This is a genomic window from Floridaenema aerugineum BLCC-F46 (assembly GCF_041929345.1).
Taxonomy (GTDB): domain Bacteria; phylum Cyanobacteriota; class Cyanobacteriia; order Cyanobacteriales; family Aerosakkonemataceae; genus Floridanema; species Floridanema aerugineum.
The window spans coordinates 43,480-60,190 of sequence record NZ_JBHFNQ010000062.1; the positions used below are offsets into that span (position 1 = coordinate 43,480).

At 40.7% G+C, this 16,711-nt stretch carries 20 protein-coding genes and 1 CRISPR repeat array; of the genes, 16 read left to right on the plus strand and 4 right to left on the minus strand.

The features are described 5' to 3' along the window. Positions 1–268: 268 nt before the first annotated feature. Together ACE1CC_RS07690 and ACE1CC_RS07695 are read right to left on the minus strand one after the other, a co-directional pair. On the minus strand, positions 269–541 hold the full coding sequence (locus tag ACE1CC_RS07690) for a hypothetical protein (protein ID WP_413269883.1): 273 nt from the start codon (positions 539–541) through the stop codon (positions 269–271). 109 nt (positions 542–650) lie between these two features. Continuing rightward, positions 651–1,288: direct repeats of the CRISPR family, unit length 35 nt; unit sequence CCACCGCCGCCTGCGCCACCGCCGCCTGCGCCACC. A gap of 296 nt (positions 1,289–1,584) precedes the next feature. After that, a complete protein-coding gene (locus ACE1CC_RS07695; protein WP_413269884.1) occupies positions 1,585–4,080 on the minus strand; it encodes a CHASE2 domain-containing protein in 2,496 nt (831 codons plus the stop codon). A gap of 1,227 nt (positions 4,081–5,307) precedes the next feature. Here ACE1CC_RS07695 and labA point away from each other — a divergent pair. From labA to ACE1CC_RS07735, 8 genes are all read left to right on the plus strand, one after another. Continuing rightward, positions 5,308–5,826 (plus strand): low amplitude/bright protein LabA, encoded by a 519-nt coding sequence (labA, locus tag ACE1CC_RS07700; protein WP_413266529.1) that lies wholly within the window; start codon positions 5,308–5,310, stop codon positions 5,824–5,826. Positions 5,827–6,002: 176 nt separating this feature from the next. Next, a complete protein-coding gene (locus tag ACE1CC_RS07705) occupies positions 6,003–7,622 on the plus strand; it encodes a 2-isopropylmalate synthase (protein WP_413269885.1) in 1,620 nt (539 codons plus the stop codon). Positions 7,623–7,879: 257 nt separating this feature from the next. Continuing rightward, positions 7,880–8,152, plus strand: coding sequence for a BrnT family toxin (locus tag ACE1CC_RS07710; RefSeq protein WP_413269886.1), 273 nt, complete (start codon positions 7,880–7,882; stop codon positions 8,150–8,152). Next, positions 8,136–8,402: a BrnA antitoxin family protein gene (locus tag ACE1CC_RS07715; RefSeq protein WP_413269887.1), complete on the plus strand. Its 267-nt coding sequence runs from the start codon at positions 8,136–8,138 to the stop codon at positions 8,400–8,402. The genes ACE1CC_RS07710 and ACE1CC_RS07715 overlap by 17 nt, the downstream gene beginning before the upstream one ends. Before the next feature lie 194 nt (positions 8,403–8,596). Then, positions 8,597–8,917 carry a hypothetical protein gene (locus ACE1CC_RS07720; RefSeq protein WP_413269888.1) on the plus strand — a complete coding sequence of 107 codons (321 nt, stop codon included), beginning with the start codon at positions 8,597–8,599 and terminating at the stop codon, positions 8,915–8,917. Next, positions 8,911–9,081 carry a hypothetical protein gene (locus tag ACE1CC_RS07725; protein WP_413269889.1) on the plus strand — a complete coding sequence of 57 codons (171 nt, stop codon included), beginning with the start codon at positions 8,911–8,913 and terminating at the stop codon, positions 9,079–9,081. Before ACE1CC_RS07720 ends, ACE1CC_RS07725 begins: the two co-directional genes overlap by 7 nt. Continuing rightward, a complete protein-coding gene (locus tag ACE1CC_RS07730) occupies positions 9,059–10,057 on the plus strand; it encodes a serine/threonine protein kinase (RefSeq protein ID WP_413269890.1) in 999 nt (332 codons plus the stop codon). The genes ACE1CC_RS07725 and ACE1CC_RS07730 overlap by 23 nt, the downstream gene beginning before the upstream one ends. A gap of 178 nt (positions 10,058–10,235) precedes the next feature. Next, the gene (locus tag ACE1CC_RS07735) at positions 10,236–11,522 is read left to right on the plus strand and encodes a GUN4 domain-containing protein (RefSeq protein WP_413269891.1); all 1,287 of its coding nucleotides are present in this window, start codon (positions 10,236–10,238) and stop codon (positions 11,520–11,522) included. Between the two features lie 56 nt (positions 11,523–11,578). On the opposite strand, the gene ACE1CC_RS07740 is transcribed toward ACE1CC_RS07735, so the two are convergent. Next, positions 11,579–12,352: a transposase gene (locus ACE1CC_RS07740; RefSeq protein WP_413269892.1), complete on the minus strand. Its 774-nt coding sequence runs from the start codon at positions 12,350–12,352 to the stop codon at positions 11,579–11,581. 4 nt (positions 12,353–12,356) lie between these two features. On the opposite strand from ACE1CC_RS07740, the gene ACE1CC_RS07745 reads away from it, so the two are divergent. The 3 genes from ACE1CC_RS07745 to ACE1CC_RS07755 are packed head-to-tail and all read left to right on the plus strand — an operon-like array spanning position 12,357 to position 13,089. Further along, positions 12,357–12,602 carry a hypothetical protein gene (locus ACE1CC_RS07745; RefSeq protein WP_413269893.1) on the plus strand — a complete coding sequence of 82 codons (246 nt, stop codon included), beginning with the start codon at positions 12,357–12,359 and terminating at the stop codon, positions 12,600–12,602. Positions 12,603–12,613: 11 nt separating this feature from the next. Further along, positions 12,614–12,895 (plus strand): hypothetical protein, encoded by a 282-nt coding sequence (locus ACE1CC_RS07750; RefSeq protein WP_413269894.1) that lies wholly within the window; start codon positions 12,614–12,616, stop codon positions 12,893–12,895. 47 nt (positions 12,896–12,942) lie between these two features. Then, positions 12,943–13,089, plus strand: a complete 147-nt coding sequence (locus ACE1CC_RS07755; RefSeq protein ID WP_413269895.1) for a hypothetical protein — start codon at positions 12,943–12,945, stop codon at positions 13,087–13,089. A 47-nt stretch (positions 13,090–13,136) separates the two neighbouring features. Here ACE1CC_RS07755 and ACE1CC_RS07760 read toward each other — a convergent pair whose 3' ends face one another. After that, the gene (locus ACE1CC_RS07760; protein ID WP_413269896.1) at positions 13,137–13,580 is read right to left on the minus strand and encodes a GNAT family N-acetyltransferase; all 444 of its coding nucleotides are present in this window, start codon (positions 13,578–13,580) and stop codon (positions 13,137–13,139) included. A 142-nt stretch (positions 13,581–13,722) separates the two neighbouring features. Here ACE1CC_RS07760 and ACE1CC_RS07765 point away from each other — a divergent pair, with 142 nt between their 5' ends. From ACE1CC_RS07765 to ACE1CC_RS07785, 5 genes are all read left to right on the plus strand, one after another. Beyond that, positions 13,723–13,908: a hypothetical protein gene (locus tag ACE1CC_RS07765; protein ID WP_413269897.1), complete on the plus strand. Its 186-nt coding sequence runs from the start codon at positions 13,723–13,725 to the stop codon at positions 13,906–13,908. Then, the gene (locus ACE1CC_RS07770) at positions 13,895–14,242 is read left to right on the plus strand and encodes a type II toxin-antitoxin system PemK/MazF family toxin (RefSeq protein WP_413269898.1); all 348 of its coding nucleotides are present in this window, start codon (positions 13,895–13,897) and stop codon (positions 14,240–14,242) included. The genes ACE1CC_RS07765 and ACE1CC_RS07770 overlap by 14 nt, the downstream gene beginning before the upstream one ends. A 309-nt stretch (positions 14,243–14,551) precedes the next feature. Beyond that, positions 14,552–14,947 (plus strand): response regulator, encoded by a 396-nt coding sequence (locus ACE1CC_RS07775; protein ID WP_413269899.1) that lies wholly within the window; start codon positions 14,552–14,554, stop codon positions 14,945–14,947. A gap of 75 nt (positions 14,948–15,022) precedes the next feature. Beyond that, on the plus strand, positions 15,023–16,480 hold the full coding sequence (locus ACE1CC_RS07780; protein WP_413269900.1) for a RecQ family ATP-dependent DNA helicase: 1,458 nt from the start codon (positions 15,023–15,025) through the stop codon (positions 16,478–16,480). A gap of 37 nt (positions 16,481–16,517) precedes the next feature. Next, the coding region (locus ACE1CC_RS07785; protein ID WP_413269901.1) for a hypothetical protein at positions 16,518–16,711 on the plus strand (194 nt) is incomplete at its 3' end.

Consider the following 16,711-nt stretch of genomic DNA (forward strand, 5'->3'; position numbering starts at 1 on the left):
ATACAAATACTACGATCGTAGGCGCTCTCACAGATAGCAACATAGAAGTATTTAACAACAGTGGCTCACAACGAGAAGGACTGCGAGCAGGACAGTTAGCAGTCATTGAAAAAGACAGAATTACAGGCATATATGATTTTGATCTGAAAACTTTTTATGAAACTAGTGAATTAACCAGAGGGCTCAATCTAACTGAATTAACAAACCAAGTTCCAACCGATCCCGCAAGAGCACAAGTTCAAGCCGAAACTTCCACAGCTTTAGCTGCTCAGCCTCCTATAACTGGTAGGGGTATTCTAGAAACTCCAGCTTTTGTCCGCCTTCCCACAAATATATCAAACCCATACCAAGTTGTGCTGCGATGCGCTGCTTCTGGCGTTGCGGGAAAGCAGGAAAGCCGAGCAGTAGATGAGTCTTTCCAATTACAAATTTCTTTTTCTCCTGCTGTTAGTTCCGGGAATACCTCAAATTGCGATCTATCACTAGCCTTTGATGAATCTAAAATTATCCTCCCTGAACCGAATCTGCCTTTTCCAAACAATTCACCTATAGATAGAAATCCTTTAGAATCATTCCCTCCCGTTGAAGCTGGGGAGGTTTTGTTTAATCAATCACCCACACCACCGCCGCCTGCGCCACCCGTAGAACCACCACCGCCGCCTGCGCCACCGCCGCCTGCGCCACCCGTAGAAGCACCACCACCGCCTGCGCCACCGCCGCCTGCGCCACCGCCGCCTGCGCCACCGCCGCCTGCGCCACCGCCGCCTCTGCCACCGCCGCCTCTGCCACCCGCGCCTGCGCCACCGCCGCCTGCGCCACCGCCGCCTGCGCCACCGCCGCCTGCGCCACCCGTAGAACCACCACCCGCGCCTGCGCCACCGCTGCCTGCGCCACCCGTAGAACCACCACCCGCGCCTGTGCCACCGCCACCGCCGCCTGCGCCACCGCCGCCTGCGCCACCGCCACCTGCGCCACCCATAGAACCACCGCCGCCTGCGCCACCCATAGAACCACCGCCGCCTGTGCCACCGCCGCCTGCGCCACCGCCGCCTGCGCCACCCATAGAACCACCACCGCCTGTGCCACCGCCGCCTGCGCCACCGCCGCCTGCGCCACCCATAGAACCACCACCGCCTGTGCCACCGCCGCCTGCGCCACCCATAGAACCACCGCCGCCTGCGCCACCCGTAGAACCACCACCCGCGCCTGCGCCACCGCTGCCTGCGCCACCCATAGAACCACCACCGCCTGTGCCACCGCCGCCTGCGCCACCGCCGCCTGCGCCACCACCGCCTGCGCCACCGCCGCCTGCGCCACCGCCACGACCAGAGGCTTAAGTTAACGGGTTTTAACCCGTTGGCGATTTCCCAAATACTTTTGACCACACCCTTAAGCTGGTGTGTGTGGTTGGTCTAGTTACGATGTGCTGCACTAAAACGCCGATTTAGTAATCATAGAAACCTGTTTTCCAGGTTATCTTGAATACTGAATCGGCGCTTTAGTGGGCTTTAATTTATTTTGTTATCAGAAAACCTATTGGCGTTTACCAGTTTTTAAGAAATAGTTTTTCTGATTAGTGATAATTTAATTGTTAGGCGGTAGGGAAAAGGTTTGAGATTCGACAGACCAGTTTTTTGTGGGAGTATTAATCTCTGAAAAATCTGTTATATCTAACGAATCATTTGTCCAGTTTTTGGTCTCTATTTCCTCTTCTGAAGCATCTGTGATTTCCAGTGAAGCTTCTGACCAGTTTCTCGTAGGAAGGTTTAATTCTAGGTAATCTGTTTTTTCTGGTGTATTTTTGGTTGCAGGCAAAGCATGATTAGGAGAGTTGGTTAACTCTAAAAGATCTTCTATTACTTCTGTTGCGGTCTGATACCTTTGATTAAAATCGGAATACACCATTTTGCTGACTATAGCTGCTAGTTCTGGGCTAATTTGCACTTTATGCGTCCACAAGATTTCTCCTGTTTTTGGGTCTTGAATTAATTGTGTAGGAGATACTCCTGTGAGGGCTTTAATTGCGGTCATTCCTAATGCGTAGATGTCGCTGTTTGGTCTTGGTCTACCGCTACATTGTTCTGATGGTGCATATCCTTGTGTACCAATGGCGACTGTGAAGCGAGTTGACCCGTCACTGTTTAGTACTTGAGTGCTAATTTGTTTGACTGCACCGAAGTCAATGAGGACTAATTTCTGATCTGAGTGTCGTCTAATTATGTTGTTGGGTTTAATGTCTCGGTGAATAACTCCGTTATTATGGACGAATTCTAATACTGTTAAGAGCTCTTTTAACATATTGATGACTTCGCCTTCGGGAACTTGCTTACCTTGTGGTAATTCGTCTTCTAAGGAATGTCCATCAATAAATTCTTGGACTAGGTAAAATTCTTCATTTTCTTCAAAGTAAGCTAAAAGTTGGGGAATTTGGTCATGTTTACCTAGCCTTTCTAAGGTTTCTGCTTCTCGCGGAAATAAACGTTTAGCTAGGTCTAAATGTTTGGGGTTATAAATGTCTGGTTTAAGTTGTTTGACTACACATAAGGGATTGCCCGGTCGCTGGGTGTCTTGGGCTATGTAGGTTTCGCCAAATCCTCCTGCACCCAATATTTTAATGATTTCGTAGCGACCACCAATTTTTTTGCTGGATGATTCTAGGTCTTTTATGGGAAGTAGGTCGGCTAGATCGTCTTGTTGGCTGATAATTTGTTTGACGATCGCTGAATTTGCATATCTCTTTAAGGTTTCATGGAGTAAGAGTTTTTTCACTTTTTCTTGGGCTGCTTCGGTGGTTGAGTAGCTAATTCCGGTGAGGACGATCGCGATCGTTGGTACGGCTGTTGGTAATATTTTGTACCCGTGATTAAAGGCTATATAACTAATACTTCCCCAGGCAATTATCATGCCTATTGTGTAGCTTAATCTATTAATGTTACTTTTTTGTTTGTTGAGTATTATCGCTGCCCCTCCCACACCTATCAGTACAACTATTGCTTCGATAAATCGATTGGAAATTGCTTTGGCGAGGGCTGTTCCTTGCTGCAAGGTGGCGATCGCATTGGCATGAATTTCTACTCCAGGCATTTCTGAAGAAAATGCTGTTGGATAAAAATCTTTTAAGCTGGTATCAGTGGCTCCAATTAATACAATTTTGTCTTGAAATTCAGAAAGTATTTTTTTCCCTTCTCTTGGATCTAATACTTGCCAAAACGAAATTTGTTTAAATGTTCCTTTGGAACCGAAGAAATTTATCCGATCGCCTTTGGCTGGCGGATAATTTATTTTCGCTGCTTGTAATGTTGCTTCGGCAAAATCAAACCCAGCTTTCTTTAATTTCAGGTTGTCAGTTGCTTGTAGCTGGTGTTGATAATTTGCTGCTAATTTCTGACGATAGGCGTTAGTAAAACGGTGAATTTTCCCATTTGCCTCTAATAAATAATTAATTGAACCCAGAGAAATTGGATTTGTTTGTAATAGCGGTAATGGTTCTATTAGTTGTACTTGTAGTCCGGTAGGAGTGTTGTATTCATCGTAAGCTGCTGGTAAGGTAATCCGACCTGCAAAGCGCTGTAATGTTTGTTGCAAGCGGCGATCGTCTGCTGCTCCATAACTGCTAGGATTAATAAATTCTATATTTACAGCTACAGATTTTGCCCCGGCTGCCATCAGTTTATCTATTACTTGTGCATAAGCTGTTCTTGGGAAAGGAAAGCTTTGTAATGGCTCTAAACTAGCGTTATCTTTGGGAGCAATTTGATATAGTTGTCGGGGTATTGATAATGTGTCATTGTCGATCGCTAAAATCACTATGTTATTAGGTGGAACAATTGGCCCTCGCAGTTGAAAAAATATGTTTTGCATTTCGTTTTCAACTTTCTGCACTACTTGCGGGTTCATTCCTGTAGCGATCGCTGCTGCTATCACCCACACTCCGGCAACCATATTACCCCAACGATGAAAACGATTACTCTGCAAAGATTTACCTCTGGATTTAGCGCTAGTTAATTTGCTTTTAACTGAGGGAAGTTCTGTAGTAGACTGAGCTAACTTACTGGAGGCTACGGTTGGTTTTAATGGCATATCTTACCTCTCATCTTGAGTTGAGTATTTATTATCTCTAAGTTTTCAATTTTATTTGTTCATTCCTTATTTAGAATAGCTACTTGGCTCTTTATTTCTTTATTACCACAGGTATATTTTGCTTCACTTAACTCATCACACTTTTTGGCTGCGATCGGCAAAAGGTAATTTCTGGATTTTGTTCCCAGATCTTTAGAAAAATTAACTCTCTGCTTAGTATAACTGCTATCGGAAGTTTATCTCCTATATCCTTTACTAAATTTTTTGTGTTTTTTTATACAAATTATCGGTAAAACTTGTGGCGATCCGGAATTTATCGAACCGGAATCCTGGCAATTTGTTTTCTCCTGATTGATTGTAGTATCAGTTTGATTATCGGACATAAAACTTAAATTTATTGCAACATTAAGAGAATAGTGGTAAATATAAGCAACTGGCAATTAAAAATTTTAATGATAACTCAAAATTAGAACAGCAGTGTAACTAATTTTCTAGTATCGACGTTTACTTAAATTAGTCAAGCCCCACTGAAATTGTCCAAAAAGTAACTTAAATAGTTACATTATTTCAAACTCAGATAGGATAGTCATAAAAGCCAATAGCAGTGGAAACTTAACTTATATCCCTCCTGTCATACTTAGAAATGAATAGTTTGGCTTCTTGACCTTGGTACACCTTCTGTCCTAACCTGACTACATACACAAGCCTGTAGTTGTGGTGAAACATCGCTAGGCTAGTATTACTTAGAAATGTTAAGAGGAAGTAACTGATGGAAAACGACTAACTTACCCTTCAGGTTAAACAAGTAGGTAAAATATACTTTTTGTCAAGTAGCCTAGTTAGTAGAATTAGCTTTCCAGAGTTAAAATGCTAAAACAGGTGATCCCAGGCAATTCGGCTCTCATAGAGCTAGGCTAGAGATAAAACAAAATTCAGTAAATTTACTGGGGGAGGAAAATATGGACTAAGATGGAGGCTAAAAAGCAATCAACTCAATAAATTTAGTAAAGTAGAGTGAAAATAGGATGATCAGTCCGCAGCGCACTCTATGGAAGTCAATCCGCTCGTTTGAAGCTCGATTATATAGACAATTTCTAAGCTTGAAGAAGTATAAATAAAGGTTTGACTAGCTAGTAAAAGACTTCTTATTAACTTTGGTTAGGCAGAGTTGCTATAATTGAGTATTCCACTTAAATAGTTTTCTACAAATTTTAGCAGTAAGTTTCTATGGCTAATTCCAAGAACCGTCTTTCTATTTTTGTAGACGGGAACAATATGTTCTACGCCCAACAAAAAAATGGTTGGTTTTTCGATCCCCGTCGTGTTTTGCAGTATTTCACTAACGATCCAGATATAAATCTAATCAATGCTTTTTGGTATACAGGATTAAAAGATCCGCAAGATCAAAGAGGATTCAGGGATGCGTTAATTAGTTTGGGTTACACAGTTCGGACAAAGATTCTTAAGGAGTATTACGATGATAGTTCTGGGAGATATTCACAAAAGGCAAATTTAGATATAGAAATCGTTGTGGATATGTTTAATACTGTCGATCAATACGATCAAGTTGTTTTGTTTAGCGGAGATGGAGATTTTGAAAGGGCGATCGAACTTCTCCGGTCAAAAAATACTCATATCACAGTAGTTTCTACTGAAGGAATGATTGCTAGAGAATTACGTAATGCCACAGATAGATACATCGACCTAAATGATATTCGCGCACACATTGAGAAAATCGATTATTAATGGCGGTAATTGGTAATAGATGTTACGTCTAGGTCAAGAATAAATGGTTAAAAAGCTATTAGGTAATTGGTGAATGGTAGATTGCCAAAAGTCAGTTACCTATTACTTATTCGCAAATGATAAGTAATGAAAAAGTTTTAACTGTTAGCCATTTTCAGTTACAGGAGGCTGAAAAAATGAACCCAAAACCCGATCGAATTATTATCTTCGATACCACTTTGCGCGATGGGGAACAGTGTCCCGGCGCGACTTTAAACGTAGATGAAAAATTGTTGATTGCCAAGCAATTAGCACGTTTGGGAGTTGATATTATTGAAGCGGGATTTGCGGTAGCGAGTCCGGGAGATTTTGAGGCGGTAAATCGAATAGCCCAAACTGTAGGAACTCCAGATGGGCCGACTATTTGTAGTTTGGCAAGGGCCGTACAAAAGGATATTCAAACCGCTGCCGAAGCTTTAAAACCTGCGGCAAAACCGCGAATTCACACCTTTATTGCTACTTCTGATATTCACTTAAAGTATAAGTTGAAAAAGACGCGATCGGAAGTTTTAGCAATTACCGAAGAAATGGTTGCTTATGCTAAATCCTTTGTGGATGATGTGGAATTCTCCCCAGAAGATGCAGGACGAAGCGATCCAGAATTTTTGTATCAGGTGTTGGAGGTGGCGATCGCAGCTGGCGCAACTACAGTTAACATTCCCGACACCGTTGGTTATACCACACCTGCTGAATTTGGGGCGATAATTAAAGGGATTAAAGAAAACGTTCCCAACATCGACAAAGCGATTATTTCGGTTCACGGACACAATGATTTAGGTTTAGCAGTTGCTAACTTTTTGGAAGCAGTAAAAAATGGTGCCAGACAATTAGAATGCACCATTAATGGTATTGGTGAACGGGCGGGAAATGCTGCTTTAGAAGAGTTAGTCATGGCGCTTCATGTAAGGCGACAATATTACAATCCTTACTTGGGTCGTCCGGTAGATTCGGAAGCACCATTAACTAATATTGACACTCAGCAAATTTACAAAACATCGCGGTTAGTTTCTAATTTAACTGGGATGTTGGTACAACCGAATAAGGCGATCGTTGGCGCGAATGCTTTCGCCCATGAATCTGGCATTCACCAAGATGGAGTTTTGAAAAATAAACTCACCTACGAAATTATGGATGCCCAATTGATTGGTTTAAATAACAATCAAATTGTCTTGGGTAAACATTCCGGTCGTCATGCTTTTGGGGCGCGGTTGAAAGAGTTGGGTTTTGAACTTGCAGAAGGCGATTTAAACAAAGCTTTCATCAGATTTAAGGAAGTTGCTGACAAGAAGAAAGAGATTTCTGATTGGGATTTGGAAGCAATTGTTAATGATGAAATTCAGCAAGCGCCTGACCTTTTTAGGGTAGAATTAGTACAGGTTTCTTGTGGTAGTAATGCTTGTCCAACGGCAACAGTAACTTTGCGAACTCCTGAAGGGGAAGAGTTGACTGATGCGGCGATCGGTACTGGCCCTGTTGATGCAGTTTATAAAGCAATTAATCGGGTGGTAAATGTGCCGAATCAGTTAATTGAGTTTTCTGTTCAGTCGGTGACTGCGGGTATTGATGCGATCGGGGAAGTTACTATTCGGTTGAAGTATGGAGAAAGAATTTTCTCTGGTCATTCGGCAAATACTGATATTATTGTCGCTTCTGCCCAAGCATATATTAATGCTTTGAATCGTCTTTATGCGGCGTTGAAAAAGCAAGAGGAAGCTGGTAAAGCTGAGGGAAATACTTCTGCTGCTGCTTCTGTTTAGGTTTTGAAAGGTTAATTTTTGGCACGAAGGGAGGTTTCCTTTCGTGCTTTTTTTTAACCACAGATGTAGATTTAAGTTATCTGTTTTTGCCTAAGTTCTATTTTCTCGTTCCCAGGTTCAACCTGGGAATGCAGTTTTGGAGGTTCTACCTCCATTGCTGTGCGATCGATCTAGAACTCCTATCCCTCAGAGATAAATTATTCAGCAAACCCTAAATAAATTTAGACATAATTCTCACACATACATATAATATATGTATGCCAGTTGAATGGAATCCTGAAAAAGCTAAAAGCAATTTACAAAAACACGGAGTAAGTTTTTCTGATGCTGAGGCTGTGTTGTTCGATCCTTATGCACTTTCTTTTGAAGATCGATCGGCAAAAGGTGAACAGCGATTTATTGTTATGGGCATGGATCACCTTTGGCGGTTGCTAGTGGTAGTCTATACCTATCGAGGTGATAACATTCGCTTAATTTCTGCCCGTCCTGCTACTTCTAAGGAGAGACGTGAATATGAAACCGGAATATGATTTTGATCAGGCTAAACGGGGTGCAATTATCCCACAAGAAGGTAAAACTCGCATTACCATTTATATTGATAATGATATTCTGGAAGCGTTTAGACAAAAAGGAGACGCTGAAGGGAAAGGTTATCAAACAATGATCAATCAAGCGTTACGACAATATCTTGATCAAACCAAACTCCCCTTAGATGAAGATACTCTACGCCGGATTTTTCAAGAAGAACTGCGGGCTGTAACTTTTGTTAGTTCAGTTTGATCGCCCTTCTATGGTCTAATTAACTAATTGCAATAATTAAAAGAATAACTTCCGAGATATTCAAGTTTCGGAAGTTTAAATTATTTTTTATTTATGTTAGGAAAAATGTTAATTTGGTAATAAAAAATTCACATTTATAATCCTGTTATGCTACAATTAAATATTGGATTGGGTTTTTATTAAATTTATTTTCAATGTTTGCCAATCAAACTTTAACTCCAGCAGAAATCGAAACAATTTTTCGAGAATTAGTTAATCAATGGCAAGAAGAAACAAGAGGAATTTCAGCTTCTACCGAATTGATTTTACACCCTGCGTATCAACAAATTATCGGCATGGGTAAAGATGTTATCCCTTTATTATTAAGAGAATTAGAGCGAAAATCTGGACGATGGTTTTGGGCTTTGCAATCAATTACTAGGCACGATCCTATACCCGTAGAATTAAGGGGTAAAACTGACGCAATGATTAATATTTGGTTAGATTGGGGGCGTAAAAACGGTTATCAATGGTAGGAAATAATGCTTGGCAAAAACAGGTAAAAAACTGGATTGAAACAGATTATCCTCACCTAAAATCTACAGAGAAACTAGATCCCTTGGCAGACAAGTTAGACTATATGGTACAACAATGGATTAGTCAGGCAAATCTAAAATATGGCTTTTCAACCCGGAGATAAATTAAATAATGGCAAATATACTATTGATCGAGAGTTGGGTAAAGGGCGCTTTGGCGTTACCTATCTTGCTAAAGATGCCAAAGATCAAAAATGGGTAATTAAAACTCTTAGCGACGACTTACTCAATCAATTAACTCAACCGGAAATCGATCGGCTTCAGGAGAAATTTTACCAAGAAGCAGTGAATTTAGCTAGGTGCAAACACCCGCATATTGTTCAAATTAAAGAAATTTTTCGGGAAGGCCGATTAGTTTGCTTAGTTATGGAGTATATTCCAGGGAAAGACTTAGGTAAACTCACCACAAAAATTTGGTCTGAAGCCGAGATTTTACCCTATATTCGCCAAATTGGGGAAGCGTTGCAAGTAGTTCACAAAAATGAATTGGTGCATCGAGATATCAAACCAGATAATATTATGATCCGCGATGGTAAATCGGAAGCGGTGTTAATTGATTTCGGTTTAGCTAAGGGATTTGATAACCCTTTGACTACCGTTAATGCAACAACCGTTGATGGTTTTGCACCGATGGAACTTTACGATGTGAATGCAGAACGGGGGGCTTATACTGATGTTTATTCATTGGCGGCGACTCTTTATTTTTTATTGACAAAAGAAGTGCCGCCAAGTGCGGAAAAACGCAGCCGAAATAAAGCCAAATTAGTGCCACCAAAACAAATCAATTCCCAAATTAGTGATAAAGTAGATGAAGCAATTCGCGAAGGTATGAGGTTAGCGCCAGAAGAAAGACCCCAAACAATGCAGGAATGGTTAAATTTATTGGGGTTGAAGTCTGCAAAGGTTAACTTGCCGAATTGGAATACATTGGAATGGATAGCAGCAATGGGCGCAATAGCAGCTGTTTTAGGCGTAATTGTAGCGATTTTGGCTTGGTTAAGACCAAATTCGCCGCCAACGGAAAATTCCCCCTCACCATCGTCGCCTGTACAGGTAACACCGAATAAATTGGGCGATTAAAATCACCGCTACACAAACAAAGTCCGCCTACGCGGACTAAACAATATATAATCTCCGTAACCTGCGAAGGCAGGTTTTGTCTGTGTAGATGCGAATTCCATTCGCCCTATATTCACAAATTCCATTCGCCCTATACTATATGTCACAATTTAATTCAGTAACCTATTAAAATTCGGTCATGGTTTTGCCGACAGGTACAAATTTATACGGAAACCGCTATATTATCGAAAGCAAGCTAGGCGAGGGTGGTTTTGGCATCACCTATTTGGCGAAAAACCGAAAAGGCGAGTTGGTGGTAATCAAAACCTTGAAAGATGAGGTGATGACTAACCCAGATTTTGCTGATTTTCGGGAAAAGTATCAGCATGATTTCCGAGATGAGGCGTTACGACTTGCAGTTTGCAGACATCCTCACATTGTTCAGATTGAAAATGTGTTTCATCACGACTCGCTTCCCTGCATTGCGATGGAATATGTTGCGGGGGAGGATTTATGGAAACGGGTAAAAAGTCGTGGTTGTCTGCCGGAAGCGGAAGCTTTGCGTTATATTCGGCAAATTGGTGAGGCGTTAACTGTTGTTCATGATAAAGGTTTGCTGCATCGGGATTTGAAACCACATAATATTATGGTGCGTTCTCATGTTTCGGAAGCAGTTTTAATTGATTTTGGCATTGCTAGAGAGTTTATTCCTAATCTTACTCAAACGCATACTTGGGCGCTAACTCCTGGTTTTGCACCGCTTGAGCAGTATGATGAACAAGAACATCGAGGAGAGTTTACTGATGTTTATGCTTTAGCTGCGACGCTTTATTGTTTGTTAACTGCAAAAACTCCGCCTCCTTCTCCTAACAGAGTTTTGAGAGATTCTTTGGTGATACCCAATAATGTTAGTGAGTTGGTGCGGAACAGTATTCTAGAGGGAATGAAGTTACAAGCGGAAAATCGTCCGCAGTCGGTATCGGAATGGTTGAGATTATTTGAGTCTGATTCGGATGATTTAAGTACGGATAAAGGGGTAGATTACCAGAATTTACGGGATTTACTCAAAGCGGGAAATTGGCGAGAGGCGGATTTAGAAACTGCTAAAGTAATGCTTAAAGTTGCTGGAAGGGAAAAGGAAGGTTACTTAAATGTCGAACATATCGAAAATTTTCCCTGTACCGACCTTCGCACCATTGACCGACTTTGGGTAAAATACAGCAATGGGCGCTTTGGTTTTTCTGTACAAAAGCGCATTTGGGAAAGTGTCGGGGGAAAACCTGGAGAGTATGATTGGGAGATTTACAAGAAGTTTGCCGATCGCGTAGGCTGGTATGAGATGAAAAAAGACACCTGGAAATCATACGATGACCTCACCTTCTCCCTAAATGCCCCTGGGGGCCAACTCCCGTGTCTGTGGTGGTGGGGTGTGGTTGGGATTGTGGGTGGTTCTCTCTTCTCTCGCGTCGAGACTTGTAAATTGTAACCTATAAGGCTTTCCGAAAATTTTTAAGAATTGCAACAGAGGGAATTTGCTCGAAGCTATGAGGATTCTGGCTTTCCGATACCTGGCACCGAGGTCGGATAAAAGGAATTAGCCTGAATAAACTTTTCTGCCACCTCTGCAATTTCCGGGTCAGTTGCTTCCCACTCGCCCCAAGGAAAGCACATCTGTCCAGGGGCGGATTTTTTGGCTTTGCATTTAATTTTCATTCCCGCTAACAGACGACTACCCCAATGATTTTTCTTGTCTGATTTTGGCAAAGGGCGATATTTTTTACAGAAACCTCGATATTTAGCAGCGCATTCATCCAGAGTTTTACCGAGAGACAAAAAAGCGGGATGCCATTGAGTAATCCCATCATCGCCTAATCTATCGTGAATGCCATAATTGCTGAAATCATAGAAAAACCCTTGTTGGATTCCCGCTGCTTTCGGGTTGGCGTGAATGTAGCGTAAAGTATTTAAAGCCCTGCGCTTATCGGTGTTAGGAAAACCCGTACTGTGATAGCGTTTTTCCCAAAAATGCCCGGTACGATTCAGCATTCGATTAAAACACATCGCAGTGTACCAATTCAACCAGTGCATAATTTTCGGTAAATCTTCTGCTTGTGCAGGTTGTAGCAAATAATGAACGTGATTGCTCATTATACAAAGAGCAAAGAGTTTAAATTGGTATTTGTGCTGTGCTTTTTTAATGGCGTAAAGAAACACTTCTCGACATTCTAATCGTGTTAGGCGAAACTCGCGGTTGTTGCAGCGAGTTGTAACGTGATAAGAGTATCCTGTTTGTAGTTGACGTTGCTGCCGAGGCATGATAATGGTTTCAAAAATTAGTAACCTATCAAAAATTAATTCTACTCTCTCAGTTTTGTTAAACGAATTAGGAGAAGAATGCGAAACAGTGCTATTTCTACTAACACAACTAAAATTACCTAATCTAACAGACGATCAAAAAGGCGATATTCTAGCTGAACTAACTGGCGCAGTCTCTCACTTGCACGTACATACAGAAGATTTACCCGATTTAATTGGGGATGAGATTGAAAGTTTACCCGATGAGTAAGAGGATTAAAAATGTCAGAACTATCAAAATTTTCTGAAGCGGAAATTGACGAAATTGTAATCGCAGAAGCCGATGATGATTCAGCATGGGAAGCACCGATTCAAGTATCTCAAAAACAGCCAAATTTTGTACAAATTCCCTCAGAACTCGCAGCAAGAATAGCTTTTGTTGCTAACTTACATTCGGAAGAAGTTCAAGACTGGATTGCACGGATAATTAAAGAGCGAATTGAACTCGAAGAATCAGCTTTTTCGGCAATCAAGCGCGAGTTAGTCACAAAAAAGGTTGGTTAGATAAAATTTTTGCACAAAATCAATTTTACTTTCAAGTAATAACCGTTATGACATCAAATTTAACTGAAGAAGAAATCAAAAAGATGATTTTCCAGCTACCTGTCGAACAAATTATTGCACTGATGGCAGATATTGAGGAAAGAGTGGAAAATCTCACAATGATGCAGTTAGTTGTAGGGTGCGTCAGACCATAAATCTACTCAACAGTATCAAGGTCTGAATTTCTGACTACTGTTAGAATCTACCGTTGATAAACATCCCTTTTAACAATCTCCATCAACGCAAAGGAATCAGAACTCTTCACCTCTTGAAACCCAAATTGGCGATAAAGTTCCTGTGCGTCTTTCGTCACTAACAACCATCGGCGCAAACCTTGCACTTCGGGATGTTGTAACATTGTTTCAACTAACCATTTACCCAAACCTAAACCGCGATATTCTTCTAAAATAAACACATCGGAAAAATAAGCAAAAGTCGCATAATCTGTAATTAATCTACCAAATCCTACTTGTTTCTCACCTTCATAAACTCCAAAACAGAAAGAGTTCTCAATACATTTTTCGACAACTGATAAAGGTATGTTTTCTGCCCAATAGGAGTTTTTTAGGAAGTTGTGAATTGTTTCTAGGCTCAATTTCTCTTTGTCAGTGCTAATGGAAAATCTGTTTTGTAACTCTTCATTCATTTTTGCTTAAGAAAAAGTGGAAATGGTAAGTTTCATTATATATTAATTTTAAAGGCGATCGCATAGTTGTCAAATCTTCTCGGAATCATTATCATTCAAATAGATGAGGCTAGGATAAACTTTATCTCAAGGGATAAACGTTATGACATCAAATTTAACTAAGGAAGAAATCAAAGAGATGATTTTCCAGCTACCTGTCGAACAAATTATTGCACTGATGGCAGATATTGAGGAAAGAGTGGAAAATCTCGCAATGATGCGGTTAGCAGAAACAGGATTTGCAGAGTGGAACGATCCAGAGGAAGATATTTATAATGACGAAACCTAATCCTACAGAAATTTGGTTAGTGCGGTTTCCATTTAGCGATCTAACTTCCACAAAACTCAGACCTGCTCTTGTTTTAGCAGTTCATAGAGAAGAATTCATCATTGTGGGTATTTTCTCAAAAGTACCTGTTGACCAATTACGCGATACTTGGATTTTAATTGACGAAAATCATCCCGAATTTCCCCAAACAGGTCTGAAAAAGCAATCTTTAATTAGAGCAGATAAAATTGCCACTGTAAGTGAATCAATATTTCAGAAACTGTTAGGAATATTACCAACAGATATTCAGATTTTAGTACAAGAGGCTTTGAAAAAAGCTCTTGGCATTTTTTAGAACGCGGATGAACGCAGATGTAGCTTGCTTCCCCGAAGGGTTTAGAGAAACCTATCTTCAGAAAATCATCAGAATATTTTAACAATTAGCTACTTCTAAAATTTATGTCAGCTAGTAATATTCGGCTGCATATCAGGAAAATGTATTGTTGAGTACATTTTTCTTGGCCTTCGAGTCCTTGCAGACCTCAGCTGTTGTAGCGATCGCTCTCATCTTTCGGTCTACTGACTATGTTTCAAACTTTGCTCTTCTTCATCAGTTCTTCATTTTTTATGGGTACTCTTTTTTTTAGTAATCAGGAATTTAACTATGTCTACTCAAAAATTGCTTATTATTAATCAGCATTCTCCTATGTGGAAAAAATTTTCCACCTCTTTTAACAGCTTCGGTAATTGGGAAATTATTACTGCTGATTCCCTAAGTTCACTGATGTTTCAAATTATCATAAATCAGCCTAAATTGATTGTGTTAGTTGATAGAATTACCGAATTAAAAGAAGTTGAAGTAGTAAGAGTAATCAGGAAATCTTTGGGTTATTTATCTCCAGTAATCCTTTTGACAACTAAAAAATTTACAGTCGGAGAACAAAATAATTTAACTGAATTCAGGAAGGTGCAAGTTATAAGTAATCTTAATGATTTTACTGAATTAATTACAAATATGGATCTTACGCCCACATTACGCACCAATAACTGTCACAAATAAGTTGAGCGGAAGATTAGCTCTTAGGTACCATTATATATGATTTTTTAGAACGCAGATGAATGCAGATGAACGCAGATGAACGCAGATGATTTTTCTGATTCTATGTCTTGGGAAAGGGTTAGGGAAACTTTCCAAAATATTTGGGGTTATGATGATTTTCGTCCCCCACAAGGCGAGGTGATTCGTTGCTTATTGTCACAAAAAGATGCAATGATTATTATGCCCACTGGTGGGGGAAAGTCGATTTGTTTTCAGCTTCCGGCTTTGCTACAAACTGGGTTAACTTTAGTGGTTTCGCCCTTGGTAGCTTTGATGGAAAATCAGGTGCAAGAGTTGCGTCAGCGGAAGTTACCCGCAGCACTTTTACATAGTGAGTTATCGCCGGGAGAACGCAAGCAAATTTTAGCAGCTTTGGAACAAAAAAGGTTAAGATTACTGTATGTTTCTCCTGAAACTTTGCTGAGTAAACCTGTTTGGGAACGGTTAGCGCAACCACAGTTAAAAATTAATGGGTTGATATTAGATGAAGCACATTGTTTGGTGCAATGGGGTGATACTTTTCGCCCAGCTTATCGACGGTTGGGAACGGTAAGAGATGCTTTACTTCAGGATAAACCAACGGGGAGTAAAATGGCGATCGCAGCTTTCACCGCAACGGCAGATCCTTTCGCCCAAAAAACTATTCAAAACGTATTACAATTACAACAACCAGAAATTTTCCGCCTCAATCCTTATCGAGATAATCTAAACTTAAAAGTCCAAATCGCTTGGACACCTTGCGGACGGAAACATCGACTGCTAAAATTTATTCAAGCCAGACCAAAACAAGCGGGTTTAGTATATGTGCGAACTCGCAAAGATAGCGAAGAACTTGCCGAATGGTTGGGAAAAAAAGCTTGCACAACCGCAGCTTATCACGCAGGTTTACATCCCCAAGAACGGCGAGAAATGGAAAGAGATTGGATTTCGGGAAAAGTACCTTTTGTAATTTGTACTTCGGCGTTTGGAATGGGGATAAATAAACCGGATGTCAGGTGGGTAATCCATTTTCAACCACCATTATTACTCTCGGAATATGTGCAAGAAATCGGACGGGCGGGGAGAGATGGGAAAGTTTCCGAAGCGTTATTATTAATGAGTGAACCGACGGGATTTTTAGATTCTGGGGATAAGCAAAGACGGGAGTTTTTTGAGGGAAAAATGCGATCGCAACAACGACAAGCCCAACAGCTATTAAACAAACTACCCAAACAAGGCAATATTAACGATATTTCCCGGAAATTTCCCGAAGCTGCAATAGCTTTATCCTTGTTACATAGTATGAATAAATTATCCTGGCTTGACCCTTTTAATTATATAATAAAAACTGGGGAAAAAAGCCAAAGTTCTAATCAATTCAACGCAGCGAAACAGATGGAGAAATATTTACAGACTCGCCAATGTCGCTGGCAATTTCTGTTAAACGCTTTTGGCTTTTCCCAAGAAGCAGATAAGATGAAATGTGGACATTGTGATAACTGTCGGAAGCAATGATAAGTAGTGTAGGGGCGAAGCATTCGGGCGACAATTTATGAAACTCAACCAATATATAACTGTCCGAATGCTTCGCCCTGTCTTGGTGCAAGGGCGACAATTTATGAAACTCAACCAATATATAACTGTCCGAATGCTTCGCCCTGTCTTGGTGCAAGGGCGACAATTTATGAAACTCAACCAATATATAACTGTCCGAATGCTTCGCCCTGTCTTGGTGCAAGGGCGACA